Origin of the sequence: Arthrobacter sp. Soil761 (assembly GCF_001428325.1) — a bacterium.
In the GTDB taxonomy this organism is placed as follows: domain Bacteria; phylum Actinomycetota; class Actinomycetes; order Actinomycetales; family Micrococcaceae; genus Arthrobacter.
The window spans coordinates 216,305-239,901 of record NZ_LMSF01000012.1 but is presented as its reverse complement, the minus strand read 5'-3'; the positions used below and the strand labels follow the sequence as shown (position 1 = coordinate 239,901).

21 protein-coding genes and 1 tRNA gene are annotated in these 23,597 nt (G+C 65.8%); 11 read left to right on the top strand and 11 right to left on the bottom strand.

Annotation, left to right across the window (positions count from 1 at the left end; all coding sequences use genetic code 11):
* Positions 1–18: 18 nt before the first annotated feature.
* Together ASG79_RS09220 and ASG79_RS09215 are read right to left on the bottom strand one after the other, a co-directional pair.
* Complete coding sequence (locus ASG79_RS09220) at positions 19–1,179, bottom strand: acyl-CoA dehydrogenase family protein (protein ID WP_056390344.1); 1,161 nt, start codon at positions 1,177–1,179, stop codon at positions 19–21.
* An 11-nt stretch (positions 1,180–1,190) separates the two neighbouring features.
* Positions 1,191–2,495, bottom strand: coding sequence for a M20/M25/M40 family metallo-hydrolase (locus tag ASG79_RS09215; RefSeq protein WP_056390340.1), 1,305 nt, complete (start codon positions 2,493–2,495; stop codon positions 1,191–1,193).
* A 169-nt stretch (positions 2,496–2,664) separates the two neighbouring features.
* Here ASG79_RS09215 and ASG79_RS09210 point away from each other — a divergent pair.
* Positions 2,665–2,747, top strand: a tRNA-Leu gene (locus ASG79_RS09210).
* A gap of 427 nt (positions 2,748–3,174) precedes the next feature.
* Here the strand turns inward: ASG79_RS09210 and ASG79_RS09205 are convergent.
* Positions 3,175–3,636 (bottom strand): GatB/YqeY domain-containing protein, encoded by a 462-nt coding sequence (locus tag ASG79_RS09205; RefSeq protein ID WP_056390337.1) that lies wholly within the window; start codon positions 3,634–3,636, stop codon positions 3,175–3,177.
* Between the two features lie 299 nt (positions 3,637–3,935).
* Here ASG79_RS09205 and ASG79_RS09200 point away from each other — a divergent pair, with 299 nt between their 5' ends.
* A complete protein-coding gene (locus tag ASG79_RS09200) occupies positions 3,936–5,534 on the top strand; it encodes a phospholipase D family protein (protein ID WP_056390822.1) in 1,599 nt (532 codons plus the stop codon).
* 49 nt (positions 5,535–5,583) lie between these two features.
* Positions 5,584–6,609 carry an NADPH:quinone reductase gene (locus ASG79_RS09195; RefSeq protein WP_056390820.1) on the top strand — a complete coding sequence of 342 codons (1,026 nt, stop codon included), beginning with the start codon at positions 5,584–5,586 and terminating at the stop codon, positions 6,607–6,609.
* Positions 6,610–6,623: 14 nt separating this feature from the next.
* Here the strand turns inward: ASG79_RS09195 and ASG79_RS09190 are convergent, their stop codons facing one another.
* The 4 genes from ASG79_RS09190 to ASG79_RS09175 form a co-directional block, all read right to left on the bottom strand.
* Positions 6,624–6,815, bottom strand: a complete 192-nt coding sequence (locus tag ASG79_RS09190) for a three-helix bundle dimerization domain-containing protein (protein WP_018771136.1) — start codon at positions 6,813–6,815, stop codon at positions 6,624–6,626.
* 152 nt (positions 6,816–6,967) lie between these two features.
* Positions 6,968–7,192, bottom strand: coding sequence for a hypothetical protein (locus ASG79_RS09185; RefSeq protein ID WP_018771137.1), 225 nt, complete (start codon positions 7,190–7,192; stop codon positions 6,968–6,970).
* Between the two features lie 74 nt (positions 7,193–7,266).
* Positions 7,267–8,238: a glycosyltransferase family 9 protein gene (locus tag ASG79_RS09180; RefSeq protein WP_056390334.1), complete on the bottom strand. Its 972-nt coding sequence runs from the start codon at positions 8,236–8,238 to the stop codon at positions 7,267–7,269.
* Positions 8,235–9,377, bottom strand: a complete 1,143-nt coding sequence (locus ASG79_RS09175) for a glycosyltransferase family 9 protein (RefSeq protein ID WP_056390331.1) — start codon at positions 9,375–9,377, stop codon at positions 8,235–8,237. The genes ASG79_RS09180 and ASG79_RS09175 overlap by 4 nt, the downstream gene beginning before the upstream one ends.
* A 204-nt stretch (positions 9,378–9,581) precedes the next feature.
* Here ASG79_RS09175 and ASG79_RS09170 point away from each other — a divergent pair, with 204 nt between their 5' ends.
* The 5 genes from ASG79_RS09170 to ASG79_RS09150 all read left to right on the top strand — a co-directional run bounded on the left by ASG79_RS09170 (position 9,582) and on the right by ASG79_RS09150 (position 14,160).
* Positions 9,582–9,884 carry a DUF4193 domain-containing protein gene (locus ASG79_RS09170; RefSeq protein WP_018761323.1) on the top strand — a complete coding sequence of 101 codons (303 nt, stop codon included), beginning with the start codon at positions 9,582–9,584 and terminating at the stop codon, positions 9,882–9,884.
* Positions 9,885–10,034: 150 nt separating this feature from the next.
* On the top strand, positions 10,035–10,787 hold the full coding sequence (locus tag ASG79_RS09165) for a M50 family metallopeptidase (RefSeq protein ID WP_018771140.1): 753 nt from the start codon (positions 10,035–10,037) through the stop codon (positions 10,785–10,787).
* Positions 10,788–10,807: 20 nt separating this feature from the next.
* Positions 10,808–11,860, top strand: coding sequence for a glutathione S-transferase family protein (locus ASG79_RS09160; RefSeq protein ID WP_056390326.1), 1,053 nt, complete (start codon positions 10,808–10,810; stop codon positions 11,858–11,860).
* Between the two features lie 44 nt (positions 11,861–11,904).
* Positions 11,905–13,014: a serine hydrolase domain-containing protein gene (locus ASG79_RS09155; RefSeq protein ID WP_056390324.1), complete on the top strand. Its 1,110-nt coding sequence runs from the start codon at positions 11,905–11,907 to the stop codon at positions 13,012–13,014.
* A 93-nt stretch (positions 13,015–13,107) separates the two neighbouring features.
* A complete protein-coding gene (locus tag ASG79_RS09150; RefSeq protein ID WP_056390321.1) occupies positions 13,108–14,160 on the top strand; it encodes an FUSC family protein in 1,053 nt (350 codons plus the stop codon).
* 24 nt (positions 14,161–14,184) lie between these two features.
* On the opposite strand, the gene ASG79_RS09145 is transcribed toward ASG79_RS09150, so the two are convergent.
* The 3 genes from ASG79_RS09145 to ASG79_RS09135 are packed head-to-tail and all read right to left on the bottom strand — an operon-like array spanning position 14,185 to position 17,797.
* The gene (locus ASG79_RS09145) at positions 14,185–15,096 is read right to left on the bottom strand and encodes a MaoC family dehydratase (RefSeq protein ID WP_018771144.1); all 912 of its coding nucleotides are present in this window, start codon (positions 15,094–15,096) and stop codon (positions 14,185–14,187) included.
* Positions 15,093–16,433 carry a 3-oxoacyl-ACP reductase gene (locus ASG79_RS09140; protein WP_056390318.1) on the bottom strand — a complete coding sequence of 447 codons (1,341 nt, stop codon included), beginning with the start codon at positions 16,431–16,433 and terminating at the stop codon, positions 15,093–15,095. Before ASG79_RS09140 ends, ASG79_RS09145 begins: the two co-directional genes overlap by 4 nt.
* Positions 16,434–16,441: 8 nt before the next feature.
* Positions 16,442–17,797, bottom strand: coding sequence for an acetyl-CoA C-acetyltransferase (locus ASG79_RS09135; RefSeq protein ID WP_056390316.1), 1,356 nt, complete (start codon positions 17,795–17,797; stop codon positions 16,442–16,444).
* A gap of 19 nt (positions 17,798–17,816) precedes the next feature.
* Between ASG79_RS09135 and ASG79_RS09130 the strand changes: the two genes are divergently transcribed.
* Both ASG79_RS09130 and ASG79_RS09125 read left to right on the top strand, forming a co-directional pair.
* Positions 17,817–18,587: a TetR family transcriptional regulator gene (locus tag ASG79_RS09130; protein ID WP_200953158.1), complete on the top strand. Its 771-nt coding sequence runs from the start codon at positions 17,817–17,819 to the stop codon at positions 18,585–18,587.
* 1 nt (position 18,588) lies between these two features.
* The gene (locus ASG79_RS09125; RefSeq protein WP_056390309.1) at positions 18,589–20,703 is read left to right on the top strand and encodes an acyl-CoA dehydrogenase; all 2,115 of its coding nucleotides are present in this window, start codon (positions 18,589–18,591) and stop codon (positions 20,701–20,703) included.
* 104 nt (positions 20,704–20,807) lie between these two features.
* Here the strand turns inward: ASG79_RS09125 and glgA are convergent, their stop codons facing one another.
* Positions 20,808–22,013, bottom strand: coding sequence for a glycogen synthase (glgA, locus tag ASG79_RS09120; RefSeq protein WP_043425351.1), 1,206 nt, complete (start codon positions 22,011–22,013; stop codon positions 20,808–20,810).
* Positions 22,014–22,115: 102 nt separating this feature from the next.
* On the opposite strand from glgA, the gene glgC reads away from it, so the two are divergent.
* Positions 22,116–23,525 (top strand): glucose-1-phosphate adenylyltransferase, encoded by a 1,410-nt coding sequence (gene glgC, locus ASG79_RS09115; protein ID WP_018771150.1) that lies wholly within the window; start codon positions 22,116–22,118, stop codon positions 23,523–23,525.
* The last annotated feature ends 72 nt before the right edge of the window (positions 23,526–23,597 follow it).

Below are 23,597 nucleotides of genomic sequence, written 5' to 3'. Positions count from 1 at the left end.
TGTGATCCAGCGGACCGTTTAGTCCTCCAGCGGGCCCAGCCAGGCGTTGGCCACCGTGTTGTGGGCAGACTCGTCGTCGGAGGGGTGGAACATGCCGGCAAGCACGTCGCGGTAGAGCCGTTCCAGTTCCGAACCCCTGAAGTAGCTCGATCCCCCGCTGACGCGGATGGCCAGGTCCACAACGCGCCGCGCCGTTTCGGTGGCATTCACTTTCAGACCCACCAGTTTGGGGAACCACTGGTTCCCGTGGTCGGCCAGGGCATCGACGTCGGCGGTGACAGCCCTGAGCTGTGGGTAGAGGTTGTCCATGGCCATGGCTGCCTCAGCAACTTTCCAGCGGATGTCAGGGTCCTGCGCGTAGCTGCGTCCGCCGTTCTTGAAAGACGTGCGGCGCTTTACAGTTTCTACACCCACGTGCAGCGCCCGTTCGCCCAATCCGGTGTAGACGGCGGCCAGGAGGCTTTCGAAGCACGCGAAAATCGCGAACACCAGCGGGTCGGCGTTGGGACCCACGGGCAGCTTGCGGAAGATCCGGTCCGGCGGAACGGTCGCACCATCAAGGACAGTGGTGGCGGACTGGCTTGCGCGCATGCCCAGGGTGTCCCAGTCGTCCATGATCCGGTAGCCGGCCGCTTCACGGTTGATGAACCCGTGGACGAGTTCCCCGGAACCGTCCCGGGCTGCGGCGTCCTTTCCGAAAATCCCCAGCCGGGTCCACGCCGGCGAGAGGCTGGTGAAGATCTTGGTCCCGGTGAACGAGTAGCTTCCGTCCGGATAAGGTGTGGCCGCGGTCCGTGAGTCGAAGAGGACTGAGTCGTTGCCGGCCTCCGAATTGCCGAACGCGAAGACCTCGCCCTGCGCCGCCTCCTCGAGCACGAAGGCCAGGGAGTGGTCGCCGCGGGCTGCGAGGACGTGCGCGACGCCGGTCCACACCAGGTGCATATTGACGGCAAGCGCGGTGGCAGGGGCCGCCGTTGCCAGCCTGCGCTGGCACTGCGCTGCCGCCTCGAGCCCAAGCCCCGCGCCGCCGTCGGGCACTGGAATGAAAAGCTTCAGGTACCCTGCAGCCGCAAGCTCCTGCAGGTCCTCGTGGAAGAAGGCGTTGTCCCGGTCGTATCCTGCGGCGCGGCCGCGGATGCGTTCCAGGAGCCCGTCCGGCAGCAGGTCCTCTGGAGTCACGGCAGGTCCCCTCAGTAGTTGGTGAGCAGGGTGTTCAGCACCCGGGCACCGAACTTGAGGGAGTCCGCCGGCACACGTTCGTCCACGCCATGGAACATGCCGGTGAAGTCCAGCTCCTCGGGGAGCATCAGGGGCGCGAAGCCGTAGCCGGTGATGCCCAGGCGGCTGAGCGACTTGTTGTCCGTGCCGCCGGACAGTGTGTAGGGCAGCACTTTTGCACCGGGGTCCTCCTTGTGGAGGGCATCAATCATCGAGTCCACCAGGTTGCCGGCGAACGGGACCTCCAGCGAGACGTCGTTGTGGACGTAGCTGACGTCCACTCCACTGCCGGCAAGCTCGCGCACGATCTCAAGGACCTGCTGCTCCTGGCCCGGCAGCGTACGGCAGTCAACCAGGGCCTCGGCAGACTCGGGGATGACGTTGTGCTTGTAACCACCCTTGAGGAGCGTGGGGTTGGTGGTGTTCTGCAAGGTGGCGCCGACGAACCGGGCCACGGTGCCAAGCTGGTTGAGCAAGAGCTCCGGGTTGTCGGCGTCGAACTCCACGCCGGTGAGTTCGGTCACTCCATCAAGGAACTGGCGGGTGGTGGGCGTGAGTTCAATGGGCCACTTGTATTCGCCGATGCGGGTTACGGCGGCGGCGAGGCGCGTGACAGCGTTGTCCGTGTTGATCTGCGAGCCGTGGCCGGCCCGGCCGTGGGCCACCAGCCGCAGCCACGAGATGCCCTTCTCCGCCGTCTGCAGCAAGTAGGTCCGCTGGCCGCCGATTGTTGCCGAGAAGCCACCCACCTCCGAAATGGCCTCCGTGGCGCCCTCGAAAAGTTCCGGGCGGTTGTCCACGGCATAACGTGCGCCATAGACGCCGCCGGCTTCCTCGTCAGCGAAGAACGCGAAGATGATGTCCCGTTTGGGTTTCCTGCCCTCCCGGGCAAAACCCCGCAGCACAGAAAGAATCATGGCGTCCATGTCCTTCATGTCGACGGCGCCGCGGCCCCAGATCAGGCCATCCTTCAGTTCCGCGCCGAACGGGTCCACAGACCACTGGTCACGCAGGGCGGGGACCACGTCCAGGTGGCCGTGGACCACCAGGGCGCTGGCGGAAGGGTCCTCCCCTGCCATCCTGGTCACGACGTTGGCGCGGCCAGGGGCGGATTCGAAGATCTCCGCCTCCTGGCCCACTTCCTCGATAAGGCCTGCCGCATACTCTGCTGCCGCCCGCTCCCCAAGTCCTGACCCGTCGCCGTAGTTGGAGGTGTCGATCCGGATGAGTTCCTGGCAGATCCGGACAACTTCATCCTCGGGCAGGACGTCAGGCATTGGTGGCTCCTTGGTAGGGAATGACTGGTTGGCACGAGCTGAATCGCTGCCCTCAGCCTACCTACTTGGCTCGATTCGTTGTTCCCGGAAAGTCATGTTAGAGTTTTTCTCGCTGCTTCGGAGAGGCGCGAAACGCTGAAAAGCGCACACGCTTCCCGGAATACCACCTGCGCGGGTGGCGGAATGGCAGACGCGCTAGCTTGAGGTGCTAGTCCTCGAAAGGGGGTGGGGGTTCAAGTCCCCCTCCGCGCACAAGAGTGGTGAGTAGAGTCACCACCGTAAACACCCTGGTCTTCGGACCGGGGTGTTTTTCTTTGTGCTGATTCCGGGCCGGAGCTTCGGGCCGAAGGCGTTTGCCGCACTGAGCGCGCAGGGGCGTTCCGGAAGTTATAACCGCGGCGGCTACTGCGTGCCAGTCTTGAGCGAAACTTGCGGCCAACGTGGGCTGTCATTTAGGAACGGGTTTTACCGTTAAGGACAAGATCCTGCCGCTGGGGCAGGGTCTTATACATGGGGACAGGGCCGGCGGCCATGGCATCTCTGAGACCGGATGCCGCCCCCCAACCGCCGCCAGCCCATACCCCCTGCAGGACGTCAGGCGCGCGCTGTAACCCAACGCGGCGCCCGATGACTTTCCAGGGACGGCAGGCCGTTCGGGGAAACGCCCAGGGGAATGCCATCACGCCAAACGGGCCTTCACGATCTCGCTGATGGCCTTGCCGTCGAAGCGGCCGCCGATTTTGGGGGTTACTGATTTCATCACTGTGCCCATGGAACGCATCGTCAGTTCGGTTCCGTCCGCCTTCAGGCCGGCGATAACCTCGTCCACTATGGCTTCGGCTTCCTGGCGGGTCAGCGCTTTGGGCAGGTAGGCCTCAATGACCTCAGCCTCGGCGATCTCTGCCTGCGCCCGGTCATCGTGACCGGCCGCCGAATACGTGGCGGCGGTGTCCCGGCGCTTGGCCGCTTCCTTTTGCAGCAGCGCCGTGACCTGCAGGTCGTCGAGCTCGACCGGCGTCTTGCCGGACTTCTCCCGCGTTTCGATTTCGCCCAGGACGTTGCGCACAGTGGTCAGGCCCAGCTTGTTGCCGGCCTTCATGTGGACGATGACATCGCCCTTCAGTTTTTCCTTCAGTGACATGGACCTGACTCATTCCTTCGTTGGTTATGGAGCTGGTTGGTGATTGAGCTGTAGGTACGGCGTGGCTCTTGGAGCGGCCTTATCCCGCCCTGCGCATCGCGCCGGTGCTTGCCGCCGCCGAGTGGACTGCAGCAGGGAGGATCTTGCCCAAGCCTATTCCCGACGTGGCAGTGGAGCGTTGCTGGTTTCAATCTGTCTGGAGCCGTCTGCACGGGGCGGAGGTAAACGCACGGGCGTAGGTTAGTTTGGAAACGCAGTGGCCTGCCCCCGGGCCCCGGAAGGAGCGCCACGTGGACAGCATGGTTGGCAAGTGGTTTCTGAATCAGGCTGAGCGGGGAAACCCTGCCTCCGACGTCCAAGGGGCTGGTACGGAATCCGGCCCCTGGTCTGAAGGAAACCTGGTACGTCCCCTGATTCACGGAGCAACATACTTCTCCAGGCTGCATGAGGAGCTGTCTGCGCTGCAGGCGGGAGACCAGGTATGGTTCACCGACTGGCGTGGCGATGCCGATGAGCAGTTGGAGGCGAACGGTACGACCATTGGCGCGAAGCTCGCCGGGCTGGCCCGGTCCGGCGTGGAGGTACGGGGCCTCGTCTGGAGATCCCATGGTGAGCGCGTGTCGGCCCCTATCAGTGGCCGCTCCAACGAACTTCTCAGCCGGAAGATCAACGACTCCGGCGGGGAGGCACTGTTGGATCAGCGCGTCCGCCTCTTCGGCTCGCACCATCAAAAACTGGTGGTCATCCGCCGGCGTACCGATCCTTCCCTCGATGTGGCGTTCGTGGGGGGACTGGACCTCTCACACAGCCGCCGTGATGACGCCGGCCATGCGGGAGACCCCCAGGCAGTGGAGATGGATTCCCGTTACGGGCAGAGGCCCCCATGGCACGACGCCGCCCTTGAGCTGCGCGGCCCGGTCGTTGCAGATGTGCTGGCCGTATTCGCTGAACGGTGGAACGATCCCCACCCGCTGGACCGGCGGACCCCGTACCGGATGCTGTTGCAGCGCCTGGCCCGGATGCCCAGGCACCCCAAGCCGCTCCCCGAGTCCGCTCCTCCCCCACCTCCGGCAGGCCCGCACGCCGTGCAGCTGCTGCGCACTTACGGCCTGAAGCATCCGCCATTCCCCTTCGCCCCACACGGAGAACGGACCATAGCGAAGGCTTATGCAAAGGCGTTCGCCCAGGCCCGTTCGCTCATCTACATCGAGGACCAGTATCTGTGGTCAACAGAGGTGGCAGCGGGGATCGCAGCCGCCCTGCAACACAACCCCGGGCTGAACGTGATCATCGTGGTTCCCAGGTACCCCGACACTGATGGCTTTCTCAGTGGACCGCCCAAGCGCTTGGGGCAACTGCGCGCCATCGGCATGCTCCGCCGGGCCGCGCCGGACAGGGTGGGCATATTCGACCTGGAAAACAGCCAGGGAACCCCGATTTACGTCCACGCCAAGATCTGCATCATCGACGACACCTGGTTCACCTGCGGATCAGACAACTTCAACCGGCGCTCCTGGACCACTGACAGTGAGCTCACCTGCGCCGTGATGGACGCATCCGCCGACGGCATGCTGCCTGCAGGCTCCGGCACCCTGCCCACCCGGCCACTCGCCACGGAGCTGAGGCTCCAGCTCTGGGCCGAACACCTGGGCCTGGAGCTGGACGACCCACAGCTCCAGGCCACCACCGCAGGACTGGAGCTGTGGAACAGCACCGCCGATGCCCTGGACCAGTGGCACCGGGCCGGCCGCAGTACGCCCCGACCGCCAGGGCAGGTGCGCCACCATGCCACGCAACCCGTCCGGCCACTCCATCGCCTCTGGGCGGATCCGGTCTACCGCTTCATCGTCGATCCGGACGGCCGCCCCCGGGGTCTCCGCGGCACGGACCGCTTCTAGCGGTTAGGTTGGAGCGGTAAGGGATGAGCATCCGGACATGGGAGAAGACGTGAAGGCAATCGTGTACCAGGCAACGGGTCCCTCCTCGGTGCTGCAGCTCCAGGACAGGCCATTGACGGAGCCAGGTCCCGGTGAGGTCCGGGTCCGGCTGGTGGTGTCCGGCGTGAACCCCACGGACTGGAAGTCTCGTACCGGAACGGGTGGCAGGAAACTGGACGTCACCAAGGTTCCCAACCAGGACGGAGCCGGCGTTATCGACCAAGTGGGCGCAGAGGTGGCGGGTTTCAGCCACGGCGACCGTGTCTGGCTCTGGGACGTGGCGTGGGGCAGCAACGAAGGTACGGCGCAGGAGTACGTCGTGGTGCCGGCCCACAAAGTTGTGGCACTTCCCGACGCCGAATCCTTTGACACCGGCGCCTCGCTCGGGATTCCGGCCCTCACGGCCCACCGTGCCCTGACATCGAATGAGGACGGTCCGGCCAGGCTCTCGCCCGGCGCCCTGGCGGGTCGAACCGTGCTGGTCACCGGCGGTGCAGGCGCCGTGGGCCATGCTGCCATCCAGCTGGCGCGGTGGGCCGGTGCTACCGTCATCACAACCGTCAGCGGAGAACGGAAAGCCGAACTCGCCCGCCGCGCAGGCGCCGGGACGGTCATCAACTATCGGAAGGACGACGTCGTCCGCGCCGTTCAGGAGGCAGCGCCCGGTGGGGTGGACATCATCGTGGACGTCAACGCGCCGGCGAACATCGATGCCGACCTGCACGTTCTCAAGACTGGCGGGACCATCTCGATTTACGCGGCCAACCCCGGAGAATCGCTCACGGTTCCGATCCGCGAAAGCATGACCAAGAACGTCCGCTACCAATTCATCCTCACCTACACGGTCACGGACGGGCAGAAAGAGAACGCGGTAGCCGGCGTTGCCGCGGCACTCGCGGCAGGTGCCCTTCGGGTGGGCGAGGAACATGGCCTGCCTCTTACCCGGTTCACCCTTGAGGACACTGCGGCGGCCCACGATGCCGTGGAACAGGGAACCATCGGAAAAGTGCTTATCGACGTCACGCCGGCACCCTGAAAAGCCCCTGGGCCTCACCTGGCCAGGCGGTCCCTGGCAGCATGTTCAACCAGGACCGGTACGAACGCGCGGACCCTGCCTGCATCCAGCAGGCTGTGCTCCTGCTGCACCACATCCTCGATGCGTTCGCGGGGCAGTGCGGGAAACCTTGCCGCAAGCCGGTCCACCACGTCAGTCAGTGCCCGCAACTCTTCGCTTACTCCCATCGGGAAAGTGTCAGGGTTCCGAAGAAGCCCGTCAAGACTTGACTGGCAGGCAGCAGCGCAACACCGTCAACGGACGACGGCGGGCGCCAGGCCGGGTGCGGTATGCCGGCCGGGTGCTCCACGCCGATGCACCCGGGCACGTCCCGCCGTCGTCAATGCGGGTGCAGCCTACGCGAGTGCCGGTCCCGTCCTTGGGGATGGGAACCCGCTGCGACGGGGCGATACTCGATCCGCCGCTTCTCCGTCCGGAGGTCGCGCCGTTCCTGCCGGCGCGCCTTCCTTTCGGGCCGGTCAATGGCAGACAGGATGGTCAGCGCCACGATGACCCACAACAACGCCGTCCCCAACACCAAGGCAATTTCCAGCTCAGTGCTCATGCACACAATTTTAGGCCCCCGGGACCCAAGCCGACCCCTGCAGACCCACACTATGGGGCGCAAATCCGCAGCGCTTACAGCAGGCCCAGCCCCCTGACCGCAGCCATGACGTCGGGCACCTGGATTGCCAGCAGCGCGGGGTCCGGCTGCGCCGCGAACGTGTCCCCGCGCCGCAGCTCCGTGCGGGTCAGGACCACATGGGGCCCAGGGGGCGGACCCCAGATTTCGGGTGGGGCCGGACCAAAAAGCACCACGGAAGGAGTGCCGTAAGCGGATGCCAGGTGGGCGGCGCCCGTGTCGGCGGAAACCACCAGGCGTGCGGCGGCGATGGTGGCCGCGAACTCTCCGAGGCCCAGGACGCCGGCCAAGACGGTGGTCCCCGGGAGCCCCGCAAGGCGGCACACTTCGTCAGCGCGTTCCCTCTCCCCTGCGCCGCCGGTGAAAACCACCTGGTGGCCGGCTTCCGCGAGGGCCGCTGCCACCGCCGCGAAGCGGTCCGCCGGCCACAGCCTGCTGCCATAGGCGGCCCCGACATGCAGGACTGTCGCACCGGGGACGGGGCTGGGGACATGCGGCGTATTCAGCTTTACGTCCAGTGGATCCGCCTCGATGCCATGCCACTCCAGGAGCTTTACCCAGCGTTCGCGTTCGTGCAGTTCCGGCCGCCACGGCGGGCCGTCCCGGTGGGCGCTTCGGTGGCCAACCGTATGCCTGGCTTTCAGCGCCTCAATCCTTCCCTGGCTCTCCGGGCCGCTGCCGTGCAGGTTGACGGCAACGTCCACTACGCCGGGTTCCATCGCCAGCGGCTCGTCCAGCCCATGCGTAAGGAACAGCTCATAACCGCCCACCAGCCCCAAAGCTTCTGCCAGCCATCCCTGCGCCGCATAGCGCAGCCGGTGTTCGGGAAACGCCCGCCGGATACCCTTCAGGGCAGGTACGGCCACCAGCAGGTCGCCAAGCTTCAGGGCGCGCAGGACCAGTAATTCCGGTTTGCCGTCAGCGGGAAGCGGATCGGTGGCAACGCCCGCCGTCCCGGTGCCGCTCATGCGTCCTGCTTTGCGTAGGCCGTGGCGGTGAGGCTGCGGACATCCTCGTACACCTCCGGCACCCCGATGCCCGCTACCGCAGAATCGTCATGGGCGCAGCGGGGTGCCGTCCAGCCAACCTGGGTCACGTCTATCCCGCACGTGGGGCATGCCGTCACCCAGGAGGCATGCACGCGGTGCAGGCTCCTGCCCAGCGCTCCGGCGTTGATCGCGTTCCCGGCCCAAAAGATGCCGACCGTGGGAACGCCCAGGGCCTGGGCAAGGTGCCGTGGACCGCTGTCGTTTGCCACCACAACGCCGGCTTCCGCCAGCAGGGCCACAAGCCCTGCCATGTCCAGTGCGCCGGCTGCGGAATCGACGGCCGCCGATCCGGCCCGGGCCGCGATCGCCTCCGCGAGGTCCTGCTCGCTGCTGTCACCGATAATGACCACCCGCGAGCCGTCCGCTGCGCAGGCAGCGGCAAGTTCGGCGAACTTGTCAGCAGGCCAACGACGGCGGGGGTCGGTGGCGCCGGGATGGATCACCACCAGCGGCTGGCCGGCGGCGCCGTCTAGGGCTTCGTGTGCGGCTCCCCCGCCGGCGGGCGCCAGCCGGGCTTCGAGATCGACCGGGAAGGCACCAGCGAACCCGGCCACTTCCAAAGCCCTGAGTGGTTCGTGCTGGTAGTAAAGGTAGGGGACGGTGCGCTCGAGGCTGGCTGCATCGGCAGTCCGGGTCCCGACGGTATGACGGGCGCCGAGCCTTAGCAGGAAGGGGTTTGAATAGCGGCCGCCGCCATGAAGCTGGACAGCCAGGTCGAAGGTGCGGCCCCGCATGTCGGCAAAGAAACGGTCCAGTTCAGCTGCCTCTTCCTGCCCAGGCCTGACTCCTTCGGCGAAAGGCAGGACCACCACCTCATCCACGGGGCTTTTCACCGCCTCCAGCAGCGCCTTGTGGATTGGTGTTCCCAGCAGCGTGATGGTTGATCCCGGATAAGCCACCTTCAGTGCCGCCATGGCCGGGATGGCGAAAATCAGGTCGCCCAATCCTCCGCCGCGCAGGATGACAATCCTGGACACGTCGGTGAACTTCTCCAGCACAGGACCGACGCCCACGCCGATTTGTCCTGCACCGCCGAACTCTGCGGTGAGTTGTTCCACACACTGCCCCTTCCGTCATGCAGGGGGACCAGTACCCAGTCCCCCCACTGCCCACGCGGCCGCAATGCGCTCCTGGAACGTGCGGCTGCTCCTTAGGACCTTTACCCAATAGGCGGCGGATTCACGCTCACTGTTGGGGAATACCCTCCCGATGCTGTACGTTTCATACCCGACAGCCAATCAAAGAAAAGAGAAGCACCTAAAGTGGCAACCGATTACGATGAACTGCGTTCCGACGTCAAGGAATCGCAGGACAACTCACTCGAGCAGCTCCAGTCAGCAAATGCTCCCGACGCCCGCAGTGTTGTGCAGGAGTTGGACGAGGCTGACGGACTGGACGGCGCCGGCGTCCCTGGCGGCGAATTCGTCGCTGAGGAGCTCGTAGTCCAGGTCATCCCGCAGGCTGAGGATGAGTTCACCTGCTATTCCTGCTTCCTGGTCCGCCACCGGTCCCAGATCGCCCGTCAAAAAGACGGCCACAGCTACTGCACTGAGTGCGAAGGCTAGTCGGGAACCTTTCGGGCAGCGATTCGCACGTCCCACCAACGCCGAAGGCACGCCGCAACGGGCGTGCCTTTCGACTTTAAGCCTTCGCCCAGCTGGGGTGCGTAGCGTTGGAGTAGGACATTTACGACGCCAACCGGCAGCCAGGAGGCAATGTTGGACAGCTCCGCGAGCTTGTGGAACACCTTCAGTGCGGCGTTCGCGCAGGCAAACGTACCCAACGTCACCTGGATCGAGATGCTGTTGTCCGTGGCGGCAGCCATCGGTCTGTCCATACCCCGCCGCAGCTGGCGCTACTTCGGGCTCCTCGCTACCACCACCCATGAGCTGGGTCACGCGTTCGCGGCCTTGACGTCCGGTCAGCGGCTGTCGGGAATCCGCCTCAGGCTTGACCATTCCGGAACCACCACCACTTACAGCAGGAGCCGGCTTGCAGCAGCATGGTCCTGCTTCTGGGGATATCCGGTACCGGCTATGGTCGGTGCCGCTTTCGTCTGCTGCGGCCTTGGCGGGTGGGGCCCGGCTGCCATGGCCGTGAGCCTGTTGGTCCTGGCCGCGTCGCTGATCTTCCTCCGCAACCTTGCCGGTTTCATCATCACTGCCGCCGCCATCGCCGGCGCGGCTGCCCTTACCTTCCTTGCACCGGCGCCAGTCGTGGGGCATGTGGCCGTCATCTTCGGTCTTGCACTCCTGGTGGCTGCTGTCCGTGACCTGCTCAAACTCACGAACGTCCACATCCGGCGTCGCGGAAGCCTTGGCAGCTCCGACGCCTACCTTCTGTACCGCGCCACCTCCGTCCCCTCCGGAGTCTGGATTGCTTTGTTCACCCTCCTGGTTGCCGGAGCGTGGCTGGTTGCCTGGCAGCCCGTCTCGGCGATCCTGGCGGAAGGTGCCTGGATCGGTTAGCCGGCACATAGGCTTGTGGCATGAGCCAGGAAACGCACAGCACCCGTGGAGCCTATGTGACCGGCGGCACGGAGTTCACCCGGGACACCAATTACATCGAGGACCGGATCACCAGGGATGCCTCCCCCGGCAGCAAGGGCGAACCGGGGTGGCCGGTGGAAGCCGGGCGCTACCGCCTCATCGCCGCCCGTGCCTGCCCGTGGGCAAACCGCACCGTCATTGTCCGCAGGCTGCTGGGCCTGGAAGAAGCGATTTCCCTGGGCCAGCCCGGCCCTACCCACGACGCTCGCTCCTGGACGTTCGACCTGGATCCCGGCGGAGTGGACCCCGTCCTCGGCATAGAGCGCCTCCAGGAGGCCTACTTCAAACGGTTCCCCGGCTATCCGCGGGGAATTACCGTACCTGCCATCGTGGATGTACGCAGCGGTGAAGTCGTGACCAACAACTTCCCCCAGATCACCCTCGACTTCTCGACCGAGTGGACGGAGTTCCACCGGGCAGGTGCGCCGCTGCTCTACCCTGGACACCTCCGCGACGAAATCGACCAGGTAAACAAGCGCGTCTTCACGGAAGTCAACAACGGCGTCTACCGCTGCGGTTTCGCCGGTTCCCAGGAAGCCTATGACTCGGCATACGACCGGCTGTGGACTGCGCTGGACTGGCTTGAAGACCGCCTGTCCCGGCAGCGCTATCTGGTGGGCGACACCATCACCGAGGCGGATGTGCGCCTGTTCACCACGCTTGCCAGGTTCGACCCCGTGTACCACGGCCACTTCAAGTGCAACCGGCAGAAACTCAGTGAGATGCCGCATCTGTGGGGCTATGCACGGGACCTGTTCCAGACGCCGGGTTTCGGGGACACTATCGACTTTGTGCAGATCAAGCAGCACTACTACATCGTGCACGAGGACATTAATCCCACGGGCATTGTTCCGGCCGGTCCGGACCTGGGCGGTTGGCTGCAGGACCACGGCAGGGAATCGCTGGGGGGCCGGCCGTTTGGAGACGGCACGCCGCCCGGGCCGGTCCGGCCAGGCGAAGAGGTTGCGCCGGGACACGGCGCGTTGCGCTAAACAAACCTCGGGCAGGAAATCGCTTTCCTGCCTACACTGAGGGCATGCAGACATCTCTTGGTTCCGTGGCGCCAGGGTACGAAAACGTCCTGGCCCTGTTTGAGTCGTTCCTCGCTGAGGACTCGCGGTACAGCGCACAACTCGCCTGCTACCACAACGGGATGCCAGTGGTGCGCCTGACGGGCGGCCCCGACCTGGCTTCGGAAACCGTGACCGGGGCCTATTCCTGCTCCAAGGGCGTTGCCGCCATGGTCATCGCCCTGATGGTCCAGGATGGCGTCCTTGACCTGGATAAGGCAATGGTCCATTACTGGCCGGAATTCGGTGGCCACGGAAAGGACAGGCTGCTGGTCCGGGAAGCGCTGTCGCATCAGGCAGGACTGATGGGCGTTGAGGGCGGATTCCGCCTGGATGAATTCACCACGTCCGCGGCCGCGGCGCGCCTTGCCGCTGCCGCTCCCGCCTGGGAGCCCGGGCGGCAGTTCGGCTACCACGCCCTGACCATCGGAATCCTTATGGAGGAGTTGTGCCGCCGCGTCGCGGGCGAGTCGCTGCAGGCCATGTACGACCGCAGGATCCGGCAGCCGCAGGACGTGGATTTCTTCCTGGGGCTCCCGGAGGAGCTGGAGCCACGGTACAGGGACGTCCTCTATGAAGAAGATCCCGGCCAGGGCTGGGTTGATCCACTCAGCCTCGAAGGCATGAACAGCAATGAGCCGGTCAGCACCGTCATGGAACTGCCGAACATCCGCGCCGTCCGGGCGGCCGGAATGTCCGCCGCCGGCGGTGTGGGCTCCGCTGAGGGCCTGGCGCGGTTGTACGCCGCTGCGACCACAGGCGTCGACGGGGACAAACCGTTCCTGGCGGCTCGGACGGTGGAGGCCATGACCCGGGAACAGGTGTGGGGCCTGGACCGCTCTTCAGGCCTGGACAACGCGTTTGCGGTCGTCTTCATGAAGCCCCACCCTTCCCGGAACTTTGGCAGCCACCGGGCCTTTGGACACGAGGGTGCCAACGCGGCGCTCGGTTTTGCGGATCCGGCCTACGGGCTTGGCTTTGGCTACATTCCACGCCGCCAGGAGGAGGGCCGGACGCCGGGAAGGGCGCATCGCCTGGCCGCCGAAGTGCGGCGTTCCGCAGCGGGCTTGTCCTGACAGGCGCCCGGCCCTACTGTGGTCCGGATGGGCAACACTCAAGCACGACCGGATGCACGGTGGGCTCGGGGGACCCAACTTCTCAAACAATCGGTGGCGGGGCTCTCCGCTGCCTTTGCGGCGCAGCGCCTGCAGTTGGCTGCCAAAGCCGCGCTTGCCGCGGGCCTGGCGTTCGCCATCGCTCCGCTAATGCCGGGCGCGGCCTCGCACTATGCGTACTATGCGCCGCTGGGGGCCCTGGTGGCCATGTACCACAACGTCGCGGGCTCAGTGAAGCAGGGGGCGCAGGCCCTCGCGGGGCTGGCAATGGGAATCGGCCTTGCTTTCATTCTGGTCAGCCTTGCCCAACCCTCCCCGTTGACGGTGGCCCTGTTCATGGGAGTCGGCGTGCTCCTGGGCGGCTTGCCGGGTATCGGTTCGGGCCGTGACTGGATTCCGACGGCGGCCCTGCTGGTCCTGCTGGTGGGCGGAAGCAACGCGGACGATTTCTCCTTTGGCTACCTGGTCCAGATGGGTGCGGGCGTGGGCGTGGGGATCGCAGTCAATTTTCTGATCTTCCCGCCGCTGCACTTTGATGCAGCGGCTTCAAGCCTCGATGATCTCCGCCTCGCCCTTGGGCGGCAGCTTACGGACATGGGGGCGGCGATTACCGAAAAGTGGCCTCCGGAGCACGAGGACTGGGCGCGCCGGTCGGACGAACTGGCCGAAGCAGCTCGATCGGTGCGGCATCTGGTCAAGGAAGCCGATGCCAGCCGCCGCGCCAATCCCAGGCGGAAGCTGCACCCCAGGGACGTGGACAGGGACTACCGCGACCTGCGGGAACTGGAGCGGGTCACTTTCCATATCCAGGACATGACGGACGTGCTCTCGGACGTCATCTGGGAAAGCGACGCTCCCTACGATATCCCCCTGCAGGACAGTGAACCGCTTGCTGCCGCCATCACGGCCACCGGAGAGCTGCTGGCGTCCTACAGCGGAGCTGACGAACAGACCCAGAAACACCGCTTCGCCGCCGCGAAAGAGGCGGTGGACGCCTGCATGGCGGCCGCTGCAGGCAGGGAGGCAACCCAAGGCACCGTCCCTGCCTCCGAATCGGTCCTCCTCAGCCTCCACCGGATCCTGCGGGCAGTCCGCCCGCAGGACTAGTCCTGGCGCCGGGAACCGGGCTGGCTAGAGCGCGGCAACCGTCCCGCTGAAATGGCGGCGCCCGGAGCGGGGACTCCAGGCGACAAAGCGCGAGTGTTTCCATGCCCCTGATCCGCTTTGTTCGGTGGCGATTTCCAGGGCAACCCGGGAGGGTAGGAACACCGGAGCCTCGAACTCCACGTCCCACGTGAAGGAGTCACCGCGGGCAGGGCCGACATCTGCGAGCGCACGCGAGGCCAAGTACATCCCGTGTGCTATCGAACGCCGCATGCCCAGCGCTTTTGCCGACAGCACGCTCAGGTGGATCGGGTTGAAATCCCCGGATACCGCGGCGTAGGCCCGCCCCGTGTCAACGCCCAGGTGCCACAGGGCCGTCGGGTCCGGCGGCGTGAAATCGGCCTTCGGTGGCAGCGCAGTAGGTTTGTCGATTCCGGGCAGGAACACTCCCTTGGCCAGGTAAGTGGAGACGCCCCGCCAATGCACATCCGGCGAGCCGGCAGGGCGCACTTCCGCTACCACGTCCACCTGCGTGCCGGAACGGTGCCCACGGAGGTTTTGCACCCAAGCGGTCATGTCCAGAACGTCCGTGAAGACCAATGGGGACCTTTGTTCGACGCTGTTGTGCAGGTGGATCATGCCCAGCAGGGGCAGCGGGAAGTCGTCGCGGTTAAGGACGCTCATGGCCAGCGGGAATGCGATCGCGTGGATGAAACCGGCAGGCAGGACATCGCTTGCCGTCTCACCGATCAGGTGCTGGTAGGCCGTGAGGTTTTCCACCCCCACCACCACTCCCCTGACTTCATGGCTCTCGGCCGGGAGGACGGCGGAGTCATGTGTGCCCAGGAGCCTGCGCCGTGCCGCCTGGGCGGCGGCGTTGACGTAGAGCTTGGACAAGGACGGCATCTCGGCCAGGATCACCGGCTGTGCGAGCGTCATGCCCCCACCAGGTTTTGCCCGCACACCCGCAGCACCTCCCCGTTGATTCCGCCTGCGGCGTCGCTGGCGAGGAACGCTATGGTCTCGGCGACGTCGGAGGGCAGGCCGCCCTGCTGGAGTGAGTTCAACCGTCGTGCCACTTCACGGACGGCGAAGGGGATGCGCGCGGTCATGTCGGTTTCGATGAATCCGGGTGCCACCGCATTGATGGTGCCGCCCCGGGACGCGAGCAGCGGGGCGCTGGCACGGACCATTCCCATAACTCCCCCCTTGGATGCGGCGTAGTTGGTTTGTCCCCGGTTCCCGGCGATGCCGCTGGTGGAGGCAACAGAAACGATACGCGGCGAAGACCGGAAGTGTTCTGAGGCCAGCAGGGCCTCGTTGATCCGGAGTTGGGCGGCGATATTGATGTTGATGACCTGGTTCCACCGCGCCTGGTCCATGTTGGCCAGCAGCTTGTCCCGCGTAACCCCGGCATTGTGCACCACGATGTCCAGACGTCCGTACCGCTGTATGGCGTGGTCGATGATCCGCCGGCCCGCGTCCGCTGCGGTGATGTCGAGCTGCAATGCCGTCGCGCGTACCTCATTGGCTACGGCCGCCAGCTGGTCTCCCGCTGCCGGAATGTCCACCAGGACCAGCGTGGCACCATCGCGGTGCAGCGTCCGGGCAATCTGCGCGCCGATGCCGCGGGCTGCGCCGGTAACTACTGCCACTTTTCCTGCAAGTGGCTTTTCCGGGTCGGCGGGCAGTGCGCCGTCCTCCGTTGAAACCGTGAGGAACTGTCCGTCCACGAACGCTGAACGGCCGGAGAGGAAGAACGTGATGGCACCGAGCGTGCTGGGGCTGGTGGAAGTGGTGCCATCAGCGAGGAGCACACCATTTCCGGTTGCTCCGGCACGCAGTTCCTTGGCAAGGGATCGCAGGAAGCCATCCACCCCCTGGCGTGCTGCTGCAGCGTCGGGAGTGGCAGCTTCCGCCGCCGGGCGGGACAAGGTGATGATCCGGCCCCCGGCCCGCAGGTCGCGGAGGGAACCCGCGGCATCCAACACAGGCTTTTCCAGGTCCGCCGGGTGCCCGAGCTCATCGAGGACCAGAATGATGGCACCCAGTTTTTCGGCCGGAACGGCGTGCCGCCTGACATCGAGGTCCCAGGACAGCAGCTCGGCGGCAAGTTTGTCCGCGCCGGGGGTGTCGCCCAGGACAACGACAGGCCCGGTCACCAGGGGCTGCCCCGGCTCGTAGCGGCGCAGGACAGCGGGCTGCGGAAGGCCGAGTTTCTTTGCGAGGTTGCGGCCTACGCCGCTGTTGACCAGTTGTGCGTATGTGTCAGCCATGCCGTCCCCTACAGAGATTCCAGGATCGCGACGACGCCCTGGCCGCCGGCTGCGCAGACGGACACCAGGCCGCGCGAAGGACGACCTGTGGACGCCGACTTGGCGTGGAGCATCTTGGCAAGCGTGCCGACAATGCGGCCGCCGGTCGCCGCAAACGGGTGGCCCGCTGCCAGCGAGGACCCGTTGACGTTCAGGCGCGAGCGGTCGATGCTGCCAAGAGCACCGTCCAGGCCGAGGCGGGTACGCCCGAATTCCTCGTCCTCCCACGCGGCCAGGGTGCTGAGGACAGTGGCGGCGAATGCTTCGTGGATTTCGAAGTAGTCGAAGTCCGCCAGCGTAAGGCCTTGGCGGGCAAGGAGCCTGGGCACAGCGAACACGGGGGCCATCAGCAGCCCGTCCTTGCCGTGGACAAAGTCCACGGCCGCAGCTTCAGCGTCCACCACTGCTGCCAGCTTCGGCAGGTCGCGGGCATCTGCCCACTCGTCGGACGCCAGCAGCACTGTGGAGGCACCATCGGTCAGTGGGGTCGAGTTTCCTGCCGTCATGGTTGCATCTGCCCCGAGGTTCCGGCCAAACACCGGCTTCAGGGACGCAAGCTTTTCCAGCGATGTATCGGCCCGCAGGTTGGCGTCCCGCGTCAGTCCGCGGTAGGGGGTCATGAGGTCATCGAAGAAGCCGGACTCGTAGGCGGCAGCCAGATTGTGGTGGCTGTTCAGCGCCAGTTCGTCCTGGGCTTCGCGGGAGATCTTCCATTGTGCCGTTGTGAGGGCCTGGTGTTCACCCATGCTCAGGCCGGTGCGGGGTTCTGCCGTGCCCGGGGCCAGCGGTGCCAGGTCCTTGGGCCGGAGGCGGCTCAGGATCTGCAGGCGCTGGGGAAGTGTCTTGGCGCGGTGAAGGTCCAGGATGACCTCGCGCAGCCCTTCGCTGACTACCACCGGCGCGTCGGAGGCTGAGTCCACGCCACCGGCAATGGCCGAGTCGATCTGCCCGAGCTTGATCTTGTTCGCCAGGCCCACCACCGTTTCAAGTCCCGTGGCGCAGGCCTGCTGGAGATCGTAGACCGGGGTCTCGGCGGAAAGTGCCGAGCCCAGCACGGCCTCCCGGGTGAGGTTGAAATCCCTGGAGTGCTTGAGCACGGCGCCGGCGGCCACCTGGCCCATCCGTTCGTCCTGGAGCCCAAAGCGTGCGATCAGTCCGTCCAGGGCAGCTGTAAGCATGTCCTGGTTGGAGGATTTTGCATAAGCGCCGCCGGCACGGGCGAACGGGATCCGGTTGGCCCCTACGATCACTGCCCTCCTGGTTGCCGGGACCCCGGCCGCGATTGATACGTCGGGTGTGGGGGTGGACTGTCCGTCTGTGGACATGGATGGCTCCTCTGGTCACATGTGGTTACCGATACCCAGCGTACCTGATACGCTGGGTATCGTGAACTTTCAGGACACGCGCTTTCCAGCGACGGTTGAGCTGTCGTCTTCCGCCAGCTCTGACGGCCGTTCGGCGCGCTGGCAGAGCCACCGGGAGGAACGGCGCCGCGAACTCATCAAGCAGGCCCGCCGCGCTGTGCACGCACTGGGCAGCGACGCCTCCATGGAGGACATTGCAACGGCGGCAGGAACCTCGAAGTCGGTCTTTTACCGGTATTTCGGGGACAAGGCCGGACTGCAGCAGGCCGTGGGCGAAGTGGTCCTCAGCCAGATGCAGCACCGCATCCAGGAAGCAGCGCAAAGCGCTGTGACCCCCCGGGAAGGTTTACTGGCCATGGTCTCGGCATACCTGCAAATGGCGGACACCAGTCCCAACGTGTACACGTTCGTCACGAGCTATGCCCCCGGCGACCCCGCCAACCCGCCGCACCCGTCGGCGGCAGGCGGCCCGCTGGGCCACTTCTTTGACGCAATTGCGGACATGATCGCCACCCCCATGCGGTCGCACCTGGGCGACGACAGCGAAACCGTCATCGGCTACTGGCCCAAGGCGGCAATCGGCCTGGTGCGGAACGCCGGCGAACAATGGCTCAGCACTCCGGACTCCCCCTCCAAACCAAGCCAGGAGACCATGGCGCGCCAGATAACCGCCTGGCTGTGCGTGGGCATAGCCCCCGAACTCACTCCCGCCCCACCGACCACCAAGTTATCCGCCAAAGAAGGACTGTGACATGACTGACGTAGTGGACCGCCCCGCCCGCATGGGGCTTCGCCCCGCGGCGACCCCTGCAGCCAAACCCGCAGGCAGCAGCCCTGCCCCCGCCGTCGACGTCGAGGCACTGGGCCGGCAGCTCCTGGGCAAGTGGGCCGACGTGCGGCTCCAGGCAAGGGACCTGGCCGCCAGGCCGGAACTGCACAAGACCGAGGGCCTGACGCACACCGAACACCGCGCCCGCGTGTTCGACCAGCTCAAATACCTTGTGGACAATGAAGCCGTGCACCGCGCCTTCCCGGCGGCACTGGGCGGTTCCGACGACCACGGCGGAAACATCGCAGGGTTCGAGGAGCTGGTGGTGGCTGACCCGTCACTGCAGATCAAAGCCGGCGTCCAGTGGGGACTCTTTGGATCCGCGGTGATGCACCTGGGCACCGCAGACCACCACGCCAAATGGCTGCCGGGAATCATGAACCTCGAAATCCCCGGCTGCTTCGCCATGACAGAGACGGGCCATGGTTCGGACGTGGCCAGCATTGCCACCACCGCAACCTATGACCCCGCCGCCGGGGAATTCATCATCCACACCCCCTTCCGCGCCGCCTGGAAGGACTACATCGGCAACGCCGCCATCGATGGCCTGGGCGCCGTGGTGTTCGCCCAGCTGGTTACCCGCGGGGTTAACCACGGGGTGCATGCCTTCTACGTTGACCTGAGGGACCCCGCCACCAGGGAATTCCTGCCCGGGATCGGCGGGGAGGACGACGGCATCAAGGGCGGCCTGAACGGAATCGACAACGGCCGGCTGCACTTCACCAACGTCCGCATCCCGCGGACGAACCTCCTGAACCGGTACGGCAACGTCGATGCCGACGGGACCTACACGTCGCCCATCGCCAGCCCCGGCCGGCGCTTCTTCACCATGCTGGGAACGCTGGTGCAGGGCCGGGTGTCACTGGACGGTGCCGCCGTCGCAGCTTCCAAAGTGGCCCTGAAAGCAGCCATCCAGTACGCCACCGAACGCCGCCAGTTCAACGCCTCGTCGCACACGGAGGAAGAGGTGCTGCTCGACTACCAGCGGCACCAGCGGCGCCTCTTCACCCGGCTTGCCACCACTTACGCGGCCGGCTTTGCCCACGAGCAGCTCCTGCAGAAGTTCGACGATGTCTTCTCCGGTGCCCACGATACCGACGCGGACCGACAGGACCTGGAAACCCTGGCCGCAGCGCTGAAGCCGCTGAGCACCTGGCACGCCCTGGACACCTTGCAGGAATGCCGGGAAGCCTGCGGCGGCGCCGGCTTCCTGATTGAGAACCGGTTCGCATCACTGCGGGCCGACCTGGACGTGTATGCCACCTTCGAGGGCGACAACACGGTGTTGCTCCAACTGGTGGCCAAGCGTCTGCTGGCCGACTACGCCAAGGAATTCCGCAGCGTGGACTTCGGCGTGCTGGCCCGGTACGTGGTGAACCAGGCTGCCGGCGCAGCTGTCCACCGCACCGGACTGCGCCAGGTGGCCCAGTTCGTGGCCGACACCGGTTCGGTCCAAAAGGCTGCCATCGCGCTGCGGGACGAGGAAGGCCAGCGCGCCCTCCTTACCGACAGGGTGCAGACCATGGTGGCCGAGGCCGCGGCTGCTTTGAAGGGCAGCAAACGGCTGCCGCAGGACCAGGGCGCCGCCTTGTTCAACCGGCACCAGAACGAACTTATTGATGCCGCCCAGGCGCACGCCGAACTGCTGCAGTGGGAGGCGTTCACGGACGCCCTGCAGCAGGTGGACGACCCCGGAACCAGGAAGGTGCTGACCTGGCTGCGGGACCTATTCGGCCTGTCCCTGATCGAGAAGAACCTGGCCTGGTACCTCATGAACGGCCGGCTCTCCATGCAGCGGGCACGCACCGTGGGCGGGTACATCAACCGGCTGCTGGAGAGGATCCGGCCCCATGCCCTGGACCTGGTGGACGCCTTCGGGTACGGCGGGGATCATGTGCGGGCGGCCATCGCAACGGGCGCCGAGAAAACCCGGCAGGACGAGGCCCGGGCCTACTTCCGGAATGAAAGGGCAAGCGGGCAGTCGCCCGTGGACGAGAAAGTCCTGATTGCCAGGACGGCAGCGGCCCGGAAGGCCTGATCAGCCGCCGGCGCGCAGGCCCGGAAAGCACGACGGCGCCGCTCCCCCTGGCTGGGGAGCGGCGCCGTCGTTGTTGCCGTCCTTAGGCGTCCGTGGCGGTACGCTCAGCGGGCCGCAGGCAGCACCGAGCGGTAGACCTCAAGGGTGGTCTCCGTGATGGACTCCCAGGAGAAGTGCTTTTCGGCGCGCTCCCGGCCTGCCTCTCCCATTGCGCGGGCCCGTGCGGGATCGGATACCACCTCGGTGAGGGCCTCAGCGAACTCCTTGACGAACTTTTCAGGGTCCAGGGGCGTGCCGGTGCCGTCGGTCACCTGCTCCAGGTCCACCAGGAGTCCGGTCCGGCCGTGCTCAACCACCTCGGGGATACCGCCCGTGGCGCTGGCCACCACGGCTGCCCCGCAGGCCATGGCTTCGAGGTTGACGATGCCCAGCGGTTCATAGATGGACGGGCACGCGAAGGCGGTGGCATGGCTGAGCACCTGGATCAGCTCATGGCGCGGCAGCATCCGTTCGATCAGGACAACGCCTGTGCGCTGCTTCTGCAGCTCTTCGATGAGCGCTGCGGTTTCGGCTGCCAGTTCGGGGGTGTCGGCGGCGCCGAGGCACAGGACCAACTGGACATCGGCGGGAAGCTTCGCTGCCGCCCGCAGGAGGTAGGGGACGCCCTTCTGCCGTGTGTTTCTTCCCACAAAGACGACGCTTGGCTTGGCGGGGTCGATGCCCAGGGCGCGGACGGCGTCGTCGTTTTCATCACGCTGCCAAAGCTCCACGTCGATGCCGTTGTGGACCACGCGGACCTTTGTGGGATCCACGTTGGGGTAGCTGCGCAGGATGTCCTGGCGCATGCCCTCGGAGACGGCGATGATCGCCGCAGCCGCTTCATAGGCCGTCTTTTCCACCCAGGAGGACAGGGCGTATCCGCCGCCGAGCTGCTCAGCCTTCCAGGGCCGCAGCGGCTCAAGGCTGTGCGCGCTGAGAACGTGCGGGATACCGTGCAGCAGGGAGGCCAGGTGCCCGGCCATGTTGGCGTACCAGGTGTGCGAATGGACCAGGTCCGCGCCTTGGACGTCGGGCACGATTCGCAGGTCCACGCCCAGGGTCTGCACCGCTGCGTTCGCCCCGCCCAGGTCCTCCGGGACCTGGTAGGACGTCACGGTCGCGCCATGGTAGTCGGCGTCGCGGGGAGCCCCAAAAGCACGAACCTGCAGGTCAACGTGCTTGCTAAGCACCCTGCTCAATTCGGCTACATGCACCCCGGCGCCACCGTAGATCTCCGGCGGGAACTCTTTAGTCACAATGTCTATTCGCACAAGACCCAAGGTAGTCCTTCACGCATAACTGTTCTAGTGTGAAGGAGTCCGGGCCTACCGGACTGTCTTGGGGAGTTACGAAGGCGTACAGGAGCGACCATCATGCCGTTAACGAAAAAAGTCCTGGCCATTGTCCTCGCAGGTGGCGAGGGAAACAGGCTGATGCCACTGACGGCAGACCGGGCAAAGCCCGCCGTGCCCTTCGCCGGCAGCTACCGCCTCATCGACTTCGCGCTGTCCAACCTGGTCAATTCCCGCTACCTCCAGATCGTGGTGCTGACGCAGTACAAGTCGCACAGCCTCGACCGGCACATCTCCGAGACGTGGCGGATGTCCACCCAGCTGGGCAACTACATCGCTTCGGTTCCCGCCCAGCAGCGCGTAGGCAAGAGCTGGTTCCTGGGCAGCGCCAACGCCATCTACCAGTCCCTGAACCTCATCCACGACGCCAACCCGGACATTGTTGTGGTGGTGGGCGCCGACCACGTGTACCGCATGGACTTCGCCCAGATGGTGGCACAGCACGTGAACAGCGGTGCCAAGGCAACGGTGGCGGCAGTGCGGCAGCCGCTGCACATGGCCGACCAGTTCGGCGTCATCGAAGTGGACCAGAACGATCCCCAGAAGATCGCCGCCTTCGTTGAGAAGCCGTCCTCCACGCCCGGCCTGGCTGCCGATCCTTCACAGTTCCTGGCCTCCATGGGCAACTACGTGTTCGACGCCGATGCCCTGGTGGCTGCGCTGCACGTGGACGCTGAGCGCCTGGACACCAAGCACGACATGGGCGGGGACATCATTCCCTACTTCGTCAACCGCGGCGAGGCCGGCGTTTACGACTTCACGCTCAACGACATCCCCGGCTCCACCGAACGCGACCGCACCTACTGGCGCGACGTTGGCACCATCGACTCCTTCTACGACGCCCACATGGACCTCATCTCCCCGCTGCCGGTGTTCAATCTCTACAACTCCGAATGGCCCATCTATACGCGGCAAAGCATTTCCCCGCCGGCCAAGTTCGTCCGCGGCAAGAACAACACCGTGGGCACGGCGCTGGACTCGATCGTCTCCAGCGGCGTGGTGATCTCCGGCGGCGTGGTGGAAGGCTCCGTGCTGTCCAACGACGTATACGTGGCCACCAGCGGCAGGGTCATCGACTCGGTACTGATGGACAAGGTCCAGGTGGGCGAAGGGGCAGTGATCAACCGGGCCATCCTGGACAAGAACGTCAAGGTGCCAGCTGGTGCCGCCATCGGACTGGATCCGGACCTTGACCGCGCCCGCGGCTTCAAAGTCACCGATTCCGGCATCACTGTCCTTGCCAAGGGCCAGGAAGTCCCTGAGCCGGGCGAAGAGGAACGCCGGCTCGCTGCACGGCACCTCAGCCAGCTGCCCAACGCCGTGAAGGCCGCCACGGACCAGTACCCGAACATGCGCGAGGCCGCGGACAAGGTGGCTGACACGCACGCCGCCGCGGCCGCGGAAGCCGCGCCCGGCGCCAGGGTTTCCTGACCCCGGCCCTCCCCAAAGGCATCCTGCAGGCCGGGACACCGCTGATGGTGTCCCGGCCTGCGGCGTACGCTG

Coding starts and splice junctions, on each gene's coding strand:
- ASG79_RS09200 (WP_056390822.1), top strand. CDS start 3,936: ATGGTTGGCAAGTGGTTTCTGAATCAGGCTGAGCGGGGAAACCCTGCC.
- ASG79_RS09125 (WP_056390309.1), top strand. CDS start 18,589: ATGACTGACGTAGTGGACCGCCCCGCCCGCATGGGGCTTCGCCCCGCG.
- ASG79_RS09160 (WP_056390326.1), top strand. CDS start 10,808: ATGAGCCAGGAAACGCACAGCACCCGTGGAGCCTATGTGACCGGCGGC.
- ASG79_RS09130 (WP_200953158.1), top strand. CDS start 17,817: ATGTGGTTACCGATACCCAGCGTACCTGATACGCTGGGTATCGTGAAC.
- ASG79_RS09155 (WP_056390324.1), top strand. CDS start 11,905: ATGCAGACATCTCTTGGTTCCGTGGCGCCAGGGTACGAAAACGTCCTG.
- glgC (WP_018771150.1), top strand. CDS start 22,116: ATGCCGTTAACGAAAAAAGTCCTGGCCATTGTCCTCGCAGGTGGCGAG.
- ASG79_RS09190 (WP_018771136.1), bottom strand. CDS start 6,815: ATGGGAGTAAGCGAAGAGTTGCGGGCACTGACTGACGTGGTGGACCGG.
- ASG79_RS09165 (WP_018771140.1), top strand. CDS start 10,035: ATGTTGGACAGCTCCGCGAGCTTGTGGAACACCTTCAGTGCGGCGTTC.
- ASG79_RS09135 (WP_056390316.1), bottom strand. CDS start 17,797: ATGTCCACAGACGGACAGTCCACCCCCACACCCGACGTATCAATCGCG.
- ASG79_RS09185 (WP_018771137.1), bottom strand. CDS start 7,192: ATGAGCACTGAGCTGGAAATTGCCTTGGTGTTGGGGACGGCGTTGTTG.
- ASG79_RS09140 (WP_056390318.1), bottom strand. CDS start 16,433: ATGGCTGACACATACGCACAACTGGTCAACAGCGGCGTAGGCCGCAAC.
- ASG79_RS09205 (WP_056390337.1), bottom strand. CDS start 3,636: ATGTCACTGAAGGAAAAACTGAAGGGCGATGTCATCGTCCACATGAAG.
- ASG79_RS09180 (WP_056390334.1), bottom strand. CDS start 8,238: ATGAGCGGCACCGGGACGGCGGGCGTTGCCACCGATCCGCTTCCCGCT.
- ASG79_RS09145 (WP_018771144.1), bottom strand. CDS start 15,096: ATGACGCTCGCACAGCCGGTGATCCTGGCCGAGATGCCGTCCTTGTCC.
- ASG79_RS09215 (WP_056390340.1), bottom strand. CDS start 2,495: ATGCCTGACGTCCTGCCCGAGGATGAAGTTGTCCGGATCTGCCAGGAA.